Here is an 18721-nt window from a genome sequence, read left to right as displayed (position 1 = left end):
GATATTTTGCGTAGGTTTTAAGAGTTTGGGCCAACGATAGAATCTTGGTTTGGGCTTATCCCGAACTCGGGTTATTTAATATTTTTATCCTGGTAGATAGAAAGTTTCTCCTAATATTACATCGTAATAAGTGCTGCGTGCTTCTGGGTTATACTTCAGACGAATAGATTTTTCTTTTTCATAATCTTTCTCTATATATTGTCCATGTTCGCCTTTCCTCAATTGATAAGCACCTGTTTGATAACACTCAGCAATTGTTTTAAACATATTAGCCAAATTAGTATATTTATACTTAGGTCTCATATCATCCCAATCTTTATAATCATATAAAAATACTGAAGAAGATTGTTTGTGTTCTTGACTGCATCTGATAAAGTAACATCCTTCTTCAATATTAAATATAGGAAACCAAAACTTATTCCACCAAGTGTCAGAATTATCTCTACCTGATGTGATTGCTTGCTTTTTCGCCGCTTCTATAGTTTTACAATAGCTTTCAACAGCTTCTTCTAAAGATAGAAAATACAATCCGCCAAATACTTTATAGCCAGCAAAATAATCTCCATTACTCCAAGAGTAAAGTTCATACATTTCTTGAGGTAGATGAAATGGTAAGCCGTTAGTGATTTCTGCTATTTGGGTTTTGGTTATACCTGGATTTAAAATAATATCACCTTGTTCAAAATCACTATTAAATAAACTAGTAATTTCTGCTAAAGCATCAGTTAAATCTGACATTCAATTTATACTTTAATTAAATCATCGTTTTATTTCTTGAGGAAAATCAGGAACTAACAAAGATTTTGCTAACTCTCCTTTGGCATTATAAAATTTCATTTTACCCTGCTCATTACATAACCAGACTTCAATAGCTTGGGCTTCTAAATATAATTGTCTTTTAAATTCCATCTCCTCTGAAGTATTACTACTGGATCTAACTTCTACACAAATCTCAGGTGCAATTGAAGCAGCTATTTCGTCTTCAATTTGAGTAAATCGCTCATCTGAGCACCAGACAACATCAGCAACTTTTACCCCATCTGATGTATTAATCGCACATTCTGGCATTACTTCACCTGTATTTAAAAGCGATTCTAATAAACGTTGAATTCTCCCTTGATAAAAAGAATGTTTAATTTTAACGGGACTCATGACAATTTGACCCCATTTATTCAATTCAATTTTGAAGGGTAAATCTTGTAGCTGTTTAAGCTCACAAACTTCTTCCCATTTCATAGTTAATATTTTTATATAGGATTGATTTAATTGTAACTAAAAGCTATTGCACCAATTATCATCAAAATTGCCAACATTTTAAATTCCAGCCAGAACCAGCCACCGCCACAGCTGCACGATAATTCTCCGCAGGTGTAAACTCTACTAAACTCCAGTCTTCAGATGTGAGTAGTTTAGCACTTTGTGTTAATGTGAGGGCTATTTCTGCTTGCTCTAACTGCGATATTCCGTCACCTGTGGCTTTTAAATAAGCTTCCTTGCAAGTCCAATAACGGAAAAATACTTCTTGTTGTTGATGAGAAGAAAGCGATCGCACTACATCATATTCTCGCGGTAAAAAGAACCTTTGAGCAAGAGCCTCCAAATCAGATACGGAACGCACATACTCTAAATCAATCCCAATTTTGCGCCCATAGTTCACCGCACACAAAGCCAAACTTTGCGAATGTGACAAATTAAACAACAAACCACTCTCAGCTAAACTATCAGCTAACAACGGTTTACCACGAGATTCATACTCAAATCGGACTTGTTGCGGCGCAATACCCAAGTACCAGCCTAGTATACTTCTTAAACTACCGCGACCAGCTATAAAACGTTGGCGATGTTCCTGAAAATGAAATCGGTTAGCACGAGCGAGTTCATCACTAGAGAGAGTGGCGGCTAAATTTTCTAGCTGTAACTTTGGTATATCAAGGTTAATTCGCCAGACATGAACCTCATCAGCTAATAAAGTTAAATCTGTGGGTGCAGATAACCATAAATGATTAAGACCTGTCATTTGAGTTGTTATACCACCGACAATGCACGACTACTCTTCATCTTCAGCAATTTCCTCCTTAAGTCCCAACCAAAAAAGTAATACTTCTTCTACTTCTATTAGCTGTTCTGTGGTTAATTCTCCTAATTTTCGCAATAGCTTTGCATAAGGAATTGTAATGATGTTTTGTACATCAAATACCCCGGCTCTAAGAAAGTTGACTTTAATATCTACCTCAAATCTTGAACCACGCAGACCAGTGGTGTGAGGAATTATAGTTAGTAACGCACGATCTTGATTTAGAGGAGGAATACTAATGACTAGACATGGTCTGACTTTTGCTACTTAGCCTAAATCAACTAGCCAAACTTCACCACGTTCAGGACTACTCATACATGGTTTCTTGTTCGTCTAATTCTAGAAAAAGTCCTTCAGCATTCAGAACCAAATCTTCGTCCGATAATGGCGGAAAGTCTAAATCAACTGTCCGCTTTAAAATTTCTAATACTAACTCCAAGCGTTCTGAATCTGTCAAACGGTCAAAAGTATTGAGAAGTTCTTGTACTAAAGCTGTCATAGTCTTGTTTCTAGACCTAATTAAAGCATAACATGAGCCTTATGAGTGAATTTTAGTCATTACTCAACAAGAGAATAGAAACTGTACTGAGTTTTTTTCCCAAATCAAATACGAGTCCTATATTTGAGTTAACAAGTGATTCAGTACAGCCATAATGTTGTTTAATTCAACTTGCGATTATGACTTAAATTGCTCATCTACTGGAATTTTATAACCATTAGCCAAGCGATTAGTCATATTTGCCGTACCAATAATAGCCATCAGTTCGCCAAACATTGCATCATTCATACCCTTACTACGAGCAGCTGCAGAGTGAGAAGATATGCAGTAATCACAGTTATTGGTCACACTGACAGCGATATAAATCAACTCACGTACCAAAGGATCAAGTTCGCCAGGTCCAGCCATCACCTCTTTAATAGTTTGCCAAGTTCTTTGTAGAGTAGGAGGATGGTTAGCTAAAGCTTTCCAAAAATTGTTAATGTAGTCAGTCTGGCGTGTAGCGCGGATATCATCATAAACTGCGCGGACTTCATCGGTTGCTTCTTCGTATTCGATCAGCTTGGTCATCTTAATCTAAATATTGAACTAACAAAAATATATATAGCAGTCTGTACAGAAATTACAAACAAAGATTGTTTGTTGAGACTGGGTTTAGTTTTGGATACATCCTTCAACCCCTTTACCCAGACTTGGCATTTTGGCAGAACCGAGCGATCGCAATTATGTATTCTATGTAAGTGGGATATTTTTAGGTGAAAAGTACTAATACATTTAATCCCTCGGTAGTGAGCCGAGGGATTTTTTATAATCTAGATTTCCTGTATTTAGCTTAATTCTTGGTCTGGATAGCGCGTTGCTTCCAGCTGAGTATACACATCACAAGAGTTAGCAACAATACAGCTTTAATCACCGATGGCTCATCTACTGGTTTTACTGGTGGTGGCGGTGGATTATCGCAAGGTGGTACACTTATCACCCCACCCCCCCCTGGACATTGTGGTGTGGGTGTAGGTGTTATCGGTGTAGGCCCAGGATTATTTGGTACATCAGATGACGCTCTGCTAGAGGAATTATCTCCACCACCAGCGAATAGCAGTGCTATTAGGGGAACTAGTGGCAATAGCCAAGAGGGATTAAAACCGCTTGCTCCTGCTAACTCACCTACATCTAAAGCAACAGTAGTATCTGGCACAGCAATAAGCTCTGCTCCACTACCAAGAGCAATATCGGGAGTTACGATATCACCTGCAGCAGTTGGTATACCCTCTAAATTGTTGAATTCTGTTGGTAGACCAATCGGTACACGTCCATAGTCACCAGAGGTTGTAGCATTTGGTGAATAGGGAAAAGATACGATTCTTAATATGCTGTCTTGTAAAACTGCTTCGTTGCCTGTATTTAGAGCATTTAAACCCCTAGAGAGGTTGTTCAAGTAGAACTGGGTCATCTCTGGCGGCAAATCTAAAGACCTAATCTGTTGTTCTAGGTTAGGTACTTTTGAGGTTTCAACTAACAGTTCTCGTCCAAAAGCATACTTAAAATCCAGTAATCCTTGACGAGGACTTAGAGCGTTATCACCTCTAGAAATTGGCGACCAAGTAAATCTTTTAGTTACTGCGCCTAAACCCAACACAGGCTGATTACTTACACTCTGCCCCAGAACATATTGATAGCCATCCATCACCTGGGGAGATTGGTTTTTCCAAAATGAGGCAAAAGGAACTTCTAAAATTCTAGGGTTGTTACCGTAGTAAGCAGAGAAAGCATCAAAATTAGATTTTCCCCCGGCGGCTCGAATTGCTAGGTCGTAGTAGCTAGGGCCACCATTCATTGCCAGTATTTGTTGCAGGACGCTTCCTGTTTTATTGCAACCAGTACCACTGCCCACGCTACATCCGGGAATCACCAGCATATCGCTAAGATTACGCTGCCCCAGTTGATACTGAAGATACTCCCGCTCTAGGCCTCGCTGTACTTTGCGTTGTCCTACATTTAGTTGTGCGTTAGCAGACTGACAAACAGATACTACTACTGCCAAAGACGTTAACAAAACAGCAATGCTTTTGACAGTTGATTTTAGCAAGATACATCTCCCGATAAATCTAAAAAACACTACTCACACGCAATTACACAACGGGTATCATTTTTGGCTCGGTCTTAACTTCTCCCTAACGGAAGTACGTATTAAACTCTTAGGCTTGGAATCAGTGCTATTAGCTAGTTGAAGATTCAAGGTAATTGCCGTGCCTTTGAGTTCTCCTGCACTGAGTTCGTGGTATAGAACTAAAGCACGGTTAGGTTGGTCAAAGAGAAATCCGCGTCGAGAAGCTTTAATTTTTCCCTCTTTCACCAGAGAAATAAAGGATTCTAAATATTTACGGATACTTTCACGATTTTCTGAAGTGCCATCTGTATGATGCTCTACGAGCTTCATAAAAAAGTCTACAGTGCGAGTATCTTGGCCTGCGATTAAATTACCGTTGTCTAAAAAAGAACTACCTACTAGCTTGCCGTTCTGCTCTTGAACTTTAAACAGAGTGTAATAACGTCCTTCTTTGTTGGGATCGTTGACGTAACATACCCAAGAACCATCTTTGTTTTGGGTGAATCCTTCTTGCGCTAGATACGAAAATAAAGAGTTACTCGTTTTTGATTGAGTTGAGGGTAGCAAACTCTCAACAGGATCTAAAGAGCAAATTTTTTGTGGGGTGCTTTCTGGAGGTGCTGTAGGTGTTTGTTGCGCAAGTGTCAGATTAGACAACGCAGCCACAGTCAGCACTTGTATAAATAATGTCTTAGACAAATATGTAATTATTTTCATCTTTTGACCTTTTGTCTTAGTTTTTTGTCAAAAATAGGGACTTTATTAATAACTATGGGTTTAGATCCTACATCATAAGGCCAAGTAACTTTTTTTTCCTTTAATTTTCATCGGTTTTTACTAGGTTTGCCTGTAGCAATTGATAAGATTTTATGAAGCCAACCACAGTCATCATATGTTCTTTGTTAGCTAAGGAGTTTATAGAAGTTAATACTTTCAGCAATCTAGTCCACATCAGTTTTTATTTGTGTTTTGTTGTATCATTCTTTGCTGTTTAATACTTGGCTGATTAACTGCTACAGGTGAATTTAATTACACAACAATCAAGCTATAAGGAGTATATTTGATGTTTTATGCTCTCTTATATTTTTGCCATTAATAAGTGTTGATTCATGATGCTTATCTGTTGAACTGTTAACAAACTAATAGTTTTATAGTTATTATCTTAAATTCTGGTTCCCCCAGGAAAGTTATAGTATGAATGAGTTTTTAGCCTAGAAACACTGGGGTTTTGTTGATTTATCTCCATATAATGGCAGAGAGTTGTCTGTGGAAAAATTGATATTCATGACGCATTTTTAGGAATTAGTGTATTAAAGTTGTCAAAACTTATACCCTATTTTGATAAGAAATTCTACCATTCGGCAGACGACATGAAAAATTTGTATAGACAACTTTAAAAATCGAACACTCCCACTTGAATTCTTGACGCTTTCTGCACCAGCATATTGGGTAATGAATATGCACAGTAAGTATATACATATATAAATGTGAAGAATTATAAATCTTTATAGATATTTACGGTTGTGTTGTTACAGCTTGACTACGCAGGCTTGTTTGTAGTTAGTCTCAGACTTACGTACAAAGATTGTCTATTGAGACTGGGTGTAGGGGTGTAGGGGTTTAGGGTGAACATACACCCCCACACCCTTCCTTGTAAGTGCTATTGGTACTAGACAAATAAGCGTTGCATAAATGCGGGATGCTCCCAGCATTTTTAGCAAGGTTAACTATCGATGTTTCGCGCAAAGGCGCAAAGGCGCGAAACAAAAAACATCCCTCTAATCAGCAACGCCGACAAATAAAAAGAGGGATGAAGAAAAATTTCCTCATCCCTGAGCTTGGTTAAATATTTCTAATTTTAGATTGAGTAATATAAAGGAAAAGATTTGGCATCTTTTGGTTTGACGTAAACTCTTTGGTCTGGTTCTAGCTCTAACTCGTTGAAGCGATCGCGTGTTAGATGTGCTGTCACTACTTGACCATCATCCAAAGTTAATTCTACTTGAATTTCCCAACCTAAATGAATTAAGCGGCTAACTTTGGCTGGTGTTGTTGTGCCGTTAGCTTGTTTTTCAATGATCACATCTTGGGGACGCAAAAAGACTTCTGGGTGTGGCGAATCAAACTCCGTGCTATGAAAAATTCTCGAGGTGCTAGGTAAGACATTTACCGGGCCAATAAAACTCATCACAAATGCTGAAGCTGGGTTGTCGTAAATGTTAGCAGGTGTACCTACCTGTTCTACTCGCCCTTTATTCATCACCACGACTTCATCCGATACTTCCATCGCTTCTTCTTGGTCGTGGGTGACAAAAACAGTGGTAACATGAACCTCATCATGGAGGCGGCGTAACCATGCCCGTAAGTCTTTACGAACTTTGGCATCTAGCGCACCAAAGGGTTCATCTAGTAGTAGTACGTCCGGTTCTACAGCCAAGGCTCTCGCTAGTGCTACCCGTTGTCTTTGACCACCTGATAATTGTGAAGGATAGCGATCGCCTAATCCACTCAATTGTACTAGTTCTAGTAACTGTTCTACCCGACCCTTAATCTTCTTGGGTGGAGCTTTGCGAATTTCTAAGCCAAAAGCAATATTCTGCCGCACAGTCATATGCTTAAACAAAGCATAGTGCTGAAACACAAACCCAATATTGCGTTCTTGCACACTTTGATGAGTAGCATCTTTACCTGTAAGCAATATTTTGCCACTATCGGGCATTTCTAACCCAGCAATTAACCTGAGTAAAGTAGATTTACCAGATCCAGACGGCCCAAGTAATGCCACTAATGACCCACTCTTAACTGTTAAATCAACTTGATCAACTGCTTTAAAACTTCCGAAATGCTTGGATACATTCTCGACTACTATACCCACCGCCGCTATACCTCTGCTACTTAAATACGGCACTTTGCTAGGCTTACCGTGTTATATTTATACCATACAGAAATTTTTAACTCAAACTATTTCTGCTTTCAATTTCAGCTTTTTTCAACACTTTGTGTGAGTTTTCATCTGTAATTATTTCCGTTACGCTCCCCCACAACTTCCACAATCAAGAAAGCTACAATCAGCACCACCACAATCAAGAAAATTGCCATCGATTGCCTGACAATGTGAGATATCACAATCAGATAATGTGTTGCCAATATCAGCACAATTGCAACTTAAATCTGCACAATCTGTACAACCATTTAGGTCTGAACTACGGCAACTTGAGTTTGGCCACAAACCATTGTCTTTTTCTTTTTTTTGGTGCTGTATATCTGCTGTATCTTCGGAATCTGTAGATTCCGAATTATGAGATTGACTGTGCAGAATTAAGTTAGCTTGTTTGCACGCTTGAAATCTGGCGCGTGACTTAATCAACGCTACCCTTAAACCTTCTTGTGCAACCACCTTTTTGACATACGCAGAACATGAAGCACCCCCATACAAAATTCTGTGAGCGCAAACAAAACCTTTGTGTGGTGAAATATGTCTTTGATAGCTAGTAATAGCCATGATACTGGCTCGTCTGGAAAGAGAGTCTAATAAAGAAATCTGCATGATTGGGGGATAGTGAGTAGGAAACAGTATGCCCAATTCTCCACAGCTAATCACCATTCCTAAATCCCAGACAATCGTTACCATAGACTATCTACTCACCAGTTTTGTATCGGAATATTAAGGAATATTGCATTTCTGTCAAAACTGAGAGGTAGAGCGCAAAATCAGCCAAAAGACCGTGGTACGATGCTTTCGGTAAATGTCAAGATTGGGAGAAGACCTTTGACACTACGGGTTGCTGTTGTGGGGTCAGGCCCCGCTGGTTCATCTGCCGCCGAAACACTGGCTGCATCCGGGATTGAAACCTACCTGTTTGAGCGTAAGCTGGACAATGCCAAGCCCTGTGGGGGTGCTATTCCCCTGTGTATGGTGGGTGAATTTGACCTACCACCAGAAATTATCGATCGCCGGGTGCGGAAGATGAAAATGATTTCGCCTTCCAATCGTGAGGTTGATATCAATCTGGAAAAAGAAGAAGAATATATAGGAATGTGCCGCCGCGAAGTTTTAGATAGCTTTTTGCGAAATCGCGCGGCTAAGTTAGGTGCAAATTTAATTAACGCTACCGTTCATAAAGTCGATATACCCACAAACAACACCGACCCTTATACAATTCATTACGTTGATCATGCAGATGGCAGCGTACAGGGTGTGGCTAAAACCCTGAAAGTAGATTTAATTATTGGGGCGGATGGGGCAAATTCCCGCATTGCCAAAGAAATGGACGCAGGGGATTATAATTATGCGATCGCTTTTCAAGAGCGCATTCGCTTACCCCAAGAAAAAATGGTGTACTACAACGACCTCGCCGAAATGTATGTCGGTGATGACGTTTCCACCGATTTCTACGCTTGGGTATTCCCCAAATACGACCACGTAGCCGTCGGTACTGGCACAATGCACGTCAATAAAGCCAGTATCAAACAGTTACAAGCAGGTATTCGCGCCCGGGCTGCCAGAAAACTCGAAGGCGGTAAAATTATCAAAGTCGAAGCGCACCCAATTCCCGAACATCCCCGTCCCCGCCGCGTTGTTGGTCGCATTGCCCTAGTCGGAGATGCTGCTGGCTACGTTACCAAATCTTCTGGGGAAGGAATTTACTTTGCTGCTAAATCTGGCCGGATGTGTGCTGAAACCATCGTCGAAACCTCGAACAACGGTAGCCGCATACCCACAGAAAACGACCTGAAGCAGTACATCAAGCGTTGGGATAAAAAATACGGACTCACCTACAAAGTGCTAGACATTTTGCAGAGCGTGTTCTATCGTTCTGACGCTACCCGTGAAGCATTCGTCGAAATGTGTGCTGACATGGATGTGCAAAGGCTAACATTCGATAGCTATTTGTACAAAACCGTTGTGCCTGCCAACCCCATTACCCAGCTGAAAATTACTGCTAAAACCATTGGTAGTTTGATTCGCGGTAATGCTCTTGCTCCCTAAAAGCAGCAATCATCTCATCAATACCGCAGAGGAGAAGGGACGTAGATAATTCTCATGGTGTTAGTACCTAGTGAATTAATTATGTCTCTACTCCTCTGTAGTTTTGTATCTAAACACTCAATACTTCACCAATTGAATACAAAGGTTGTCTAGTGAAGCATGGGTGTAATTTTACCAAGTATGGCGTTAGTAAGAATCGTAGCGACAGGAACGCCGATACTTTTCATAGATTTGAACTTCGTCTACCAAGCATTGCCCTCCGCAAAATCGTGTCTACTGGAGGGTAGCTTTTTGTAGAGTCAGGTAGGCGAGAGTAGAGTTTCCCTTGGTACAATCACTAAACTGCATTCCCCTCAGAAGGACACATCCATTGAGTTAACTGAGAACAAGGAATGAAGCGAGTAACTCAACTGCTTATGCAGAAGCCTCTTCAACTGATGGAGGGACACTAGGTAATTCTAGACAATATCCTGCACCGTATACCGTCTTGATGTAGCGAGGATGGCGGGGGTCGGGTTCGAGTTTCGTTCTTAAATGGCGAATATGGACTCGAATCGTCTCAATATCATCATCAGGATCGTAACCCCAAACTTCCCTAAGAATTTCGCTAGGAGAAACCGTTTGTCCGTGACGTTGCAGCAAACAGTGTAGTAACTCAAATTCTAAATGAGTTAGTTTGACTGTCTCACTAAACCATATCGCCTCAAACCTTTCGGGAACCAAAGTTAACGGCCCATAGTTGAGAATCTCGCTGTGCTTGGCGGCTTGGGGAATACGGTCTGTGCGCCGTAATAAAGCACGTACCCGCGCCAGCATCTCTTCTACTTCAAAAGGTTTGGTGAGATAGTCATCTGCACCTGCATTGAAGCCTTCTACTTTATCTTGAGTTTGGCTTAAAGCAGTCAACATCAACACGGGAATTTCCGCTGTCCGTTCATCCCGACGTAAGCGTTGACAAACTGTAAAACCATCTACTCGCGGCAACATCAGGTCTAGCATAATCAGGTCTGGTTGTAGCTGGAGAGCTAACGCCTGACCTTTGATGCCATCTTCAGCTTGACTGACATCGTAGCCAGCCATTTCTAGGTTGACGGCAACTAGCTCTGAAATTGCTGGGTCATCGTCTATTACAAGAATCCTCGGCATTCTTAAAAAATTATTGCTACTTATTAAGGAAAAATAAGAATCTTTGGTCGATACAAAGATTTCTGTCTTGATTATAAAAAAGATTTTAAATCTAACATAAATATTAAAACTAATTAATCAAAAATCAGAACTAAGGTACACGAAATTTTAAAAATCATGTGTTACTCACCCTACAATCCGGTTAAGTTTTTGCAAAATGGTCTGGCGATGACAGTTTACACCGCTTTTTGGGGTAAACGTTATTGGCAAAGCACAACTCAACATCCAGAGCCGCCCTATCATAAAACAATATTCCTAGGTGGGCAAGGTGTACCGATTTTTTGTTGGGTGGCAATACCAAACAATGCTCGCGGTACGATTATTGCGACCTACGGAATTACAGGCGAGTTAGAGCAAGAGTGGTCTTTGCGATTATTAGGACGTAAAGCCTATGCTCAAGGTTATGCCGTCTTGTTATTTGACTGGCGCGCCCACGGTAAAACAGCAGAGTTATCGCCTACTTTAACCTCTGATGGGTTGTATGAGGGTGAGGATTTTGTGCGTCTAGCCGCCGCAGCTGCGGCGATGGGGTGTCCCAGTAAGTTTTGGTTTATGGGGTTTTCTTTGGGTGGACAATTAGCTTTGTGGGGGCTAAAAGCAGCAGCAGAGTTAACTCAAGGGTCTGAAGATTTAGGCATTACATATAGCGATATTGGTGGTAGTGCCGTAATTTGCCCAAGTTTGGATTCATTGCGATCGCTCACCTACCTCACGAAAGACCGTTTTGGTAGATTATTAGAAGCCAGTATTGTGCGCGAATTAAAAAAACTGGCTTGGCGAATTCATGATACTCATCCTGGAACAATTGACCCCGCTACCATCGAAAGAACAAATACCATCTGGGACTTTGACCACGAACTGGTAATTGACAGGCTAGGCTTTCCCTCAGTAGAAGCGTACTACAAAGCTAGCAGTGCCTTACAAATATTACCAATACTTGATAAACCAACCCTAATTATCTATGCCGCCGACGATCCTTTATTTCATCCAGATATCATTGCCGATTTACAAGCCGCAAGTGCTGAAAATTCAGCCATAGACTTGTTACTCACCCCTCACGGTGGTCACGTAGGCTATCTCAGCAGTAAAGAGTGTCAGCACCAAGCACAAGACCCTGATCCTTGGTGGGCGTGGAATCGGATTTTACAATGGCTGGAAATTCAGAGGTTAGAGGCTGGGGGCTAGGGGCTAGGGAAATATAGAAAAGGTAGTTGTTGCGACTGAGTGTTGAAGATTTGACTCACTTACACCCCACACCCCACACCCTACACCCTACACCCTCTTCTCTCTTAACCTAATGATTAGTTTTAACTAAGCAGCCGTTAAACTAAAAATCATCTCGGCTTAATCTCCGTCAAATAAGTTTTCACCTGATTGCCGCTCTATCAGGAAAAAAGAGATTAAGCAGAATGGCTTATTCAAGACGTAGGTTTCTTACCTTAGCTGGCACTAGCGCAGCTGGTGTTACCATGCTTTCTCCTTTGGAAGCTTTATATGCCAAGGTCGCACGCGGAGACATTGCACGCGGAGTAGGTTATGGCCCTTTACAACCAAAACTGCCAGAAAATGCCGATGAACTTGTCGGTGTAGTTTTGGATGGGATTAATTTAAGCACAACTCCTTTACTCTCACTCCCTCCTGGTTTTAACTACACCGCCATATCTTATACAGGCCAATTCATGAACGATGGAAATAAAGTTCCCGGCGCTCATGATGGTATGGCTGCTTTTCCTGGCCTGAGAAACACCACCATTTTGGTACGAAATCACGAGTTAAATCCAACTTTGAATGGGGCAATAGCGGCTCCTGAATATGTATATGACCAAATTGGTGGCGGTACAACCACAATTGTGGTTGGCTCTGACCGTCGGGTGAGAAAGCATTTTGTCTCTTTGGCTGGGACTATTCGTAACTGTTCTGGTGGCCCAACTCCTTGGGGTTCTTGGGTTAGCTGCGAGGAAAATTTAACTCTGCCTGGGACTAATGGAGCTACCAAAAAGCATGGTTATAACTTTGAAGTGCCTGCAACAGCCGATATTGAGGTTGCTAAACCCATTCCTCTAGTAGCAATGGGGCGTTTTAACCATGAAGCGGTGGCGGTTGATCCTGAAACTGGATGGGTTTACCAAACTGAAGATGATGGTAATAGCTGCTTCTATCGCTTCCGTCCCTATAAATATGGCGATCTCCGTCGTGGCGGAATTTTGGAGGCGCTCGCTATTGAAGGAATGTTTGCGGTTAATACAGGCAAGGATTTTCTGAAATATAAAAATCAACCATTGCCTGTGAGATGGGTAGCAATTGATAATGTCGATCCGGCGACTAATGCTTTTGATACTTCTGTCAGGGGTCAAGCGCAAGCAAAAGGCGCAGCGATTTTCTCGCGTGGTGAAGGTGCAGCCTATGGAAATCGGTTGATTTATTTTGCTTGTACCAATGGCGGTAATGTGGGGCAAGGACAAGTGTTTGCCTATAAGCCTGATAATCGTAACCCAAATAAAGGCACTTTGACGTTGATTGTCGAATCTCCTGATGAAAATGTCTTGAATTTCCCTGATAACGTTACTGTTTCACCCTTTGGCGACCTCTTCCTCTGCGAAGACGGTAGCGGTACAGAATATGTTCAAGGTGTGAACGAAGAGGGTGAAATTTATCAGTTTGCCGCAAATGCAATTAATGGCAGTGAATTTGCGGGTGTTTGTTTCTCACCTTATGGTAATACCATGTTTGTGAATATCCAGACTCCAGGAATTACCTGTGCCATTTGGGGGCCTTGGAAACGTCGGCGTGGCGAAAGTTGGGAATCTGGGAAAAAATAGTAGTTACTTAGCTAATGTGATGAATCGATAAAGATATTGAGCAAATTCAATCTCAGGTCAATCAATTAATTTTTTAGTAGAAAAATAGAGTCTTTCTTAGGCTCTATTTTTTATTTTAAATAATTTTTAAGTTTGATTCTGTTTTTCTGATATTCAGTCTTAATAAAGACTAAGACATGGTATGAGATTTTGGCGGACTAATTCGATTTTTGCCCAAGAATCAGTATACTTGGCATTCCTTGATACCTATTTTCATAAGTAAGTTCAAAAATCAAATCAAATTGCTATTGTTGATAACAACCCAATAAATCCACTAAATAAGCTGTTCCATATTTAACCTGCATCAAATGGGCGGACAAGATGTCCAACCCACAAGAGTTTGATGTAATTGCAATCTGCAAAATAGATGTTTTTTAACTGAGCTTGATTTAAGGGAATTTATCTGTGGACATCGGCAGTGAATTATTTTTATCTGAACTTGGTTGGTTGTTAATTTATTAACCTAACTGCGTATCCTGTAATGCAAATTCAGCCAGAATCTATTAAGATTTCTTTCATGCGTCGAAAGCTTGTAATTTTATCATTAGGCCTACTCATCTTAGTTGTGGCTCATGAGATGGCACTCATCTACCGCATTCAACCGGGAGTTTCTTTGTGGTTTCCACCATCGGGTGTGGCGATCGCTTTGAGTTTCTGGTTTGGGATTGATGGTATCATCCTCACGGGCATTGCATCTTTTGTGATGGCTCCTTTTTGGGGTTTGCAAGGTAGCGAACAATTGATTGGCTTTTTAGATATGATTGAGCCATCAATTGCTTGGCTACTTTATCGTCGTCTTTGGAAGGGTTCTCTGACTTTTAATAGTCTCAGAGATGCAGCTATTTTTAGTATCAGCGCACCTTTATTAGCAAGTGGTAGCTTGGCTGTGTTGGGTAGTTTGTCGTGGGTAGCTATCGGTAAAATGCCTGTTACCAACCTAATTAACAGTATTCCCCATTGGTGGTTGGGTAATGCCATTGGAATTATGGGAATTGCGACAACTTCTCTTTTAGTCTTCACGCCTTATCTGCAATCTTGGGGTTGGTTATCGGATTTTCAAGCAGCAGATAATGAATTTTTTTCTATTAGTTTTCGCCCTTCATTGCGGATATTATTTGAATTTATTACGATTTTATTTTTGTGTATCAGTATTGCTTCTTTGACGGTTTCACAAGTTGCAGCTAGTAGTCAAACAGAATTTAGATTTCAACAGTTATCTTTTTTAAGCTTTATTCCTGTTTTGTGGGCGGCTACTCGCTGTGGAGTCACTTCAGGAATGCTTGTCTCTACTTTCTCGATATTAGTGACGCTGTTTTTTTATTTAGTTGTTTATCCCAATGCAATATCACTACCTAGGTTTCCTGTACACGCTGAAGTTTTACACGTTCACAAATTGAGTCTGTTAGTACAGTCAATTGTGACTTTATTGGTCGGCGTAGCAATTACAGAAAGAGCAAAGGTGCAAGTAGCATTAGCGGTAGAAAAAGTAAGATTAGGAGAGTATCAAGCCCGGGCAGAATTATCAGAAAAACTCATACAATTAAATGATTCTTTGGTAGAAACTAATGTTCGGTTAGAAGAATCAAATCAGGAGAAAGATAAATTACTCAAAGCGGAACAAGCTTTGCGTAATCGCCTCAGCAATATTTTAGAAAGCATGACAGATGCTTTTATTGCTGTGAATCAAAATTGGCAAATTACCTATGCCAATCAGCAAGCAGCAAAAATTCAAGAAGTACAACCGATACATTTAGTTTCACATAACTACTGGCAGCAATGGCCAGCTATGAAAGGTACGGAAGTTGAGCAAGAATATCAAAAAGCGATCGCTCATCAAATACCTGTGCATTTTGAAGCCTTCTATGCCCATAAAAATATTTGGTTAGAAATTCATGCTTACCCTTTTGAAGAAGGTTTAGCTATCTTTTTTAGGAATATTACTGAGCGCAAGCAAGCAGAAGTAGAGCGAGAAAATCTACTAATTAGAGAGCAGTCAGCGCGGAGTGAAGCGGAAAAAGCGAATAAAATCAAAGATGAATTTCTTGCTGTCTTATCTCATGAATTAAGAACTCCTCTCAATCCTATTTTGGGATGGTCTACCTTACTGAGAAGACGCACTTATGAAGATGCTAAACTCAATCATGGATTAGAAACAATTGAGCGGAATGCAAAATTACAAATTCAATTAATTGAAGATTTATTAGATGTTTCTCGGATTCAACAAGGAAAAATTACTCTAAATATTCAACCTGTAAATTTAGTTGACATTATAGAAGCTGCTTTGGATACTGTGCATTTAGCCGTTGCCACAAAAAGTATCCAAATTCAAAAAGTATTAGAAATTAATACCGCGTGGATTGCTGGTGATGCGGCTCGTCTACAACAAATAGTCTGTAATTTGCTGTCTAATGCCGTTAAGTTTACGCCGACTGGCGGTCAAGTGGAAATTAAACTAGAGCAAGTAAATACTTTTGCCCAACTTCAAATTAATGATAATGGTAAGGGCATTAGTTCAGATTTTCTGCCTCATGTCTTTGATTACTTTCGCCAAGCCGATGGTACTATCACGCGACAATTTGGTGGCTTGGGTTTAGGGCTAGCAATTGTCCGTCATTTAACTTTAATGCACGGTGGCACAGTGCAAGCTGAGAGTGGGGGAGAAGGAATGGGTGCATCATTCATAGTTAAATTGCCCCTGATGCCTGATTTTATGCCGACAAATCAAAAAAGTGAGGCAATTAAGGACACCTTAGATTTGGCAGGGTTGAATATTCTGGTGGTAGATGATGATACAGACACAGGTGAATTTCTCACAGTGATGTTAGAGCAGTTTGGTGCTAAGGTAACTGCGATCGCATCTGGTGGTGAAGCTTTAGAATTTTTGGCGACATCTAAGGCTGATCTGCTATTAAGTGATATCGGAATGCCCGGAATTGATGGTTATATGCTCATCCGCTTAATTAGAGCTATGCCAGCCGAACAAGGGGGTACAATTCCTGCGATCGCATTAACAGCCTATGCCGGGGAAATTAACCAACAACAAGCTCTAGCGGCTGGATATCAAATACACCTAGTTAAACCCATAGAATTAGAACAGTTACTAGCGGCGATCGGTCAAATTTTAACTCCCTTAGCCGCCTCACCATAGTCAGTTATCTCAGACTTCAATTGACCAATGACTAAAAAGCCCAAATTTCCTTACCTAGTTGGTTCTAAGTGGACAGCAAGACAAAAAGTAGATGGTTGGCGACACTTTCAAGTCGTCAACCGCAAAAATCAAGGTAAGTGGGTTTATGCCGAAATGGTCGCTTCCTGTGACCCTAATGTGCGTTTCTGGATTAATGCCAAACTCTTACAAGACCGCTCTCAATGGTTGGCGGGATGGCAATCTTTACAAGAAATCGAAGCTATTTAATGAATTGAGCATAATTACTCAGATGTAAGAAATTTTCGGCAAAAGCTTTAATTTTATAATTTTTCACAAATAAACTTTTCCGCCCAAGAATTACACACAAAGGTTATTTGTTAAGAAGGGGTGTAAGGGTGTGAGGATGTATGGGTTGTGAACACCTACACCCCTACAAACTCCCCCAAACCCTTGATTTTTCATATCCGCAATTAGTCCTAATTAATTCAGAACTTAGGTAATTAGACCACCCAACCACTGCAAAAGCAGGAAAATTTTGGAACTGCTTGCAGAAATCGGAGTTTTAGACCTCAGCGTGTCAGTTTTCAAATTACCCCATGCTTCAAGGTGAAAACTTACGCACAAGCCAATCTAAAACTCACCAAATAGTTATGGGCTAGGTCTTAAAAGCTATAAAAAAGTAGAACTTTAATTTTTGTCTATTGAAACTATTTTTATTAAAAAAGTTAAATAAAGTTATTAAAATAGGTTTTTATGAATAAATAAACGATTTAATTTGATTTTTAGACTAAAAATAAATTAAATATAGCTTTATAAGCTTAATAACTTCATTTTTCATATTTTCAGCCCCTTTCTTTTCTCTGTAATTTCGTCAATAATGACACTCAACTACCTCACACATTGCCATCGGCGGCTAGGTGAAGGCCAATGTTTGAGCCGAAGGTTTGAGAAAAAACTATAAGAGGCAAATAACAGTGAAACTAGCAGTCTACGGAAAAGGCGGTATTGGCAAGTCAACAACTAGCTGTAACATCTCTGTCGCTTTAGCTAAACGGGGCAAAAAAGTACTGCAAATAGGTTGTGACCCAAAGCATGACAGTACTTTTACCTTGACTGGATTTTTGATTCCCACAATTATCGACACTCTTCAGTCCAAAGACTATCACTACGAAGATGTTTGGCCAGAAGATGTAATTTATAAAGGTTATGGTGGAGTAGATTGCGTAGAAGCTGGTGGCCCACCTGCTGGTGCAGGGTGTGGTGGCTACGTAGTTGGTGAGACCGTAAAATTACTGAAAGAACTCAATGCCTTTGATGAGTACGATGTAATTTTATTTGATGTCTTGGGTGACGTAGTTTGTGGTGGCTTTGCAGCTCCTTTAAACTATGCAGATTATTGCATGATCGTTACTGACAACGGTTTTGATGCGTTATTTGCTGCTAACCGGATTGCCGCTTCCGTCAGAGAAAAATCCAGAACTCATCCTCTACGTTTAGCCGGGTTAATTGGCAACCGCACATCTAAGCGGGACTTGATCGAGAAATACGTAGAAGCAGTCCCCATGCCAGTTCTAGAGGTTTTGCCGTTAATTGAAGATATCCGCGTATCACGCGTTAAAGGTAAAACATTGTTTGAGATGGCCGAGTCAGATCCTTCCCTGAACTACGTTTGCGACTATTATCTCAACATTGCCGACCAAATTTTGGCACGCCCAGAGGGAGTAGTACCAAATGATGCTCCGGATCGGGAATTGTTTTCTTTGTTATCCGATTTTTATCTAAATCCGCGTAAACCACAGGTTCCTAATCACGAAGAGGAATTAGACTTGATGATTGTATAAATCACCAAGTTCTCAGGAT

Annotated in this window: 16 protein-coding genes and 1 pseudogene; 6 read left to right on the top strand and 11 right to left on the bottom strand. The window is 40.5% G+C overall.

Annotated elements, in window-relative coordinates; translation table 11 throughout:
• Nucleotides 1-84 precede the first annotated feature (84 nt).
• From H6G69_RS17290 to yidD, 10 genes and pseudogenes are all read right to left on the bottom strand, one after another.
• Nucleotides 85-738 carry an SMI1/KNR4 family protein gene (locus tag H6G69_RS17290; protein ID WP_190689634.1) on the bottom strand — a complete coding sequence of 218 codons (654 nt, stop codon included), beginning with the start codon at nt 736-738 and terminating at the stop codon, nt 85-87.
• Between the two features lie 21 nt (nt 739-759).
• Nucleotides 760-1236: a Uma2 family endonuclease gene (locus H6G69_RS17285; protein WP_190689632.1), complete on the bottom strand. Its 477-nt coding sequence runs from the start codon at nt 1234-1236 to the stop codon at nt 760-762.
• A gap of 61 nt (nt 1237-1297) precedes the next feature.
• Nucleotides 1298-2017: a 4'-phosphopantetheinyl transferase HetI gene (hetI, locus tag H6G69_RS17280; protein WP_190689628.1), complete on the bottom strand. Its 720-nt coding sequence runs from the start codon at nt 2015-2017 to the stop codon at nt 1298-1300.
• A gap of 30 nt (nt 2018-2047) precedes the next feature.
• Nucleotides 2048-2326, bottom strand: a pseudogene (locus H6G69_RS34395) (type II toxin-antitoxin system PemK/MazF family toxin); the annotation flags it as partial.
• A 55-nt stretch (nt 2327-2381) separates the two neighbouring features.
• Nucleotides 2382-2573 carry a hypothetical protein gene (locus tag H6G69_RS17270; RefSeq protein ID WP_190689614.1) on the bottom strand — a complete coding sequence of 64 codons (192 nt, stop codon included), beginning with the start codon at nt 2571-2573 and terminating at the stop codon, nt 2382-2384.
• A 177-nt stretch (nt 2574-2750) separates the two neighbouring features.
• Nucleotides 2751-3143 carry a carboxymuconolactone decarboxylase family protein gene (locus tag H6G69_RS17265; RefSeq protein ID WP_190689611.1) on the bottom strand — a complete coding sequence of 131 codons (393 nt, stop codon included), beginning with the start codon at nt 3141-3143 and terminating at the stop codon, nt 2751-2753.
• A 262-nt stretch (nt 3144-3405) separates the two neighbouring features.
• Nucleotides 3406-4659: a hypothetical protein gene (locus H6G69_RS17260; protein ID WP_190689608.1), complete on the bottom strand. Its 1254-nt coding sequence runs from the start codon at nt 4657-4659 to the stop codon at nt 3406-3408.
• Between the two features lie 57 nt (nt 4660-4716).
• Nucleotides 4717-5397 (bottom strand): hypothetical protein, encoded by a 681-nt coding sequence (locus tag H6G69_RS17255; protein WP_190689604.1) that lies wholly within the window; start codon nt 5395-5397, stop codon nt 4717-4719.
• Nucleotides 5398-6538: 1141 nt separating this feature from the next.
• Nucleotides 6539-7555 carry a TOBE-like domain-containing protein gene (locus H6G69_RS17250; RefSeq protein ID WP_190689721.1) on the bottom strand — a complete coding sequence of 339 codons (1017 nt, stop codon included), beginning with the start codon at nt 7553-7555 and terminating at the stop codon, nt 6539-6541.
• Between the two features lie 153 nt (nt 7556-7708).
• Nucleotides 7709-8227, bottom strand: coding sequence for a membrane protein insertion efficiency factor YidD (yidD, locus tag H6G69_RS17245; RefSeq protein WP_190689718.1), 519 nt, complete (start codon nt 8225-8227; stop codon nt 7709-7711).
• A 222-nt stretch (nt 8228-8449) separates the two neighbouring features.
• Here yidD and chlP point away from each other — a divergent pair, with 222 nt between their 5' ends.
• Nucleotides 8450-9670: a geranylgeranyl reductase gene (gene chlP, locus H6G69_RS17240; protein WP_397326939.1), complete on the top strand. Its 1221-nt coding sequence runs from the start codon at nt 8450-8452 to the stop codon at nt 9668-9670.
• Nucleotides 9671-10084: 414 nt separating this feature from the next.
• Here the strand turns inward: chlP and H6G69_RS17235 are convergent, their stop codons facing one another.
• Complete coding sequence (locus tag H6G69_RS17235) at nt 10085-10816, bottom strand: response regulator transcription factor (protein ID WP_190689598.1); 732 nt, start codon at nt 10814-10816, stop codon at nt 10085-10087.
• A gap of 153 nt (nt 10817-10969) precedes the next feature.
• On the opposite strand from H6G69_RS17235, the gene H6G69_RS17230 reads away from it, so the two are divergent.
• The 5 genes from H6G69_RS17230 (at nt 10970) to bchL (ending at nt 18702) form a co-directional block, all read left to right on the top strand.
• On the top strand, nt 10970-12040 hold the full coding sequence (locus tag H6G69_RS17230; protein ID WP_190689715.1) for a YheT family hydrolase: 1071 nt from the start codon (nt 10970-10972) through the stop codon (nt 12038-12040).
• Between the two features lie 224 nt (nt 12041-12264).
• Nucleotides 12265-13674 (top strand): PhoX family phosphatase, encoded by a 1410-nt coding sequence (locus H6G69_RS17225; protein ID WP_190689596.1) that lies wholly within the window; start codon nt 12265-12267, stop codon nt 13672-13674.
• A 556-nt stretch (nt 13675-14230) separates the two neighbouring features.
• Nucleotides 14231-16861 carry an MASE1 domain-containing protein gene (locus tag H6G69_RS17220; protein ID WP_242072092.1) on the top strand — a complete coding sequence of 877 codons (2631 nt, stop codon included), beginning with the start codon at nt 14231-14233 and terminating at the stop codon, nt 16859-16861.
• A gap of 27 nt (nt 16862-16888) precedes the next feature.
• Nucleotides 16889-17128: a TIGR02450 family Trp-rich protein gene (locus H6G69_RS17215; RefSeq protein ID WP_190689591.1), complete on the top strand. Its 240-nt coding sequence runs from the start codon at nt 16889-16891 to the stop codon at nt 17126-17128.
• Nucleotides 17129-17835: 707 nt separating this feature from the next.
• A complete protein-coding gene (gene bchL / locus H6G69_RS17210; protein ID WP_313951269.1) occupies nt 17836-18702 on the top strand; it encodes a ferredoxin:protochlorophyllide reductase (ATP-dependent) iron-sulfur ATP-binding protein in 867 nt (288 codons plus the stop codon).
• Nucleotides 18703-18721: the final 19 nt, after the last annotated feature.

It is taken from the genome of Nostoc sp. FACHB-110 (assembly GCF_014697425.1).
Taxonomy (GTDB): Bacteria; Cyanobacteriota; Cyanobacteriia; order Cyanobacteriales; family Nostocaceae; genus Nostoc_B.
This window is presented reverse-complemented; position numbering and strand designations above follow the sequence as displayed.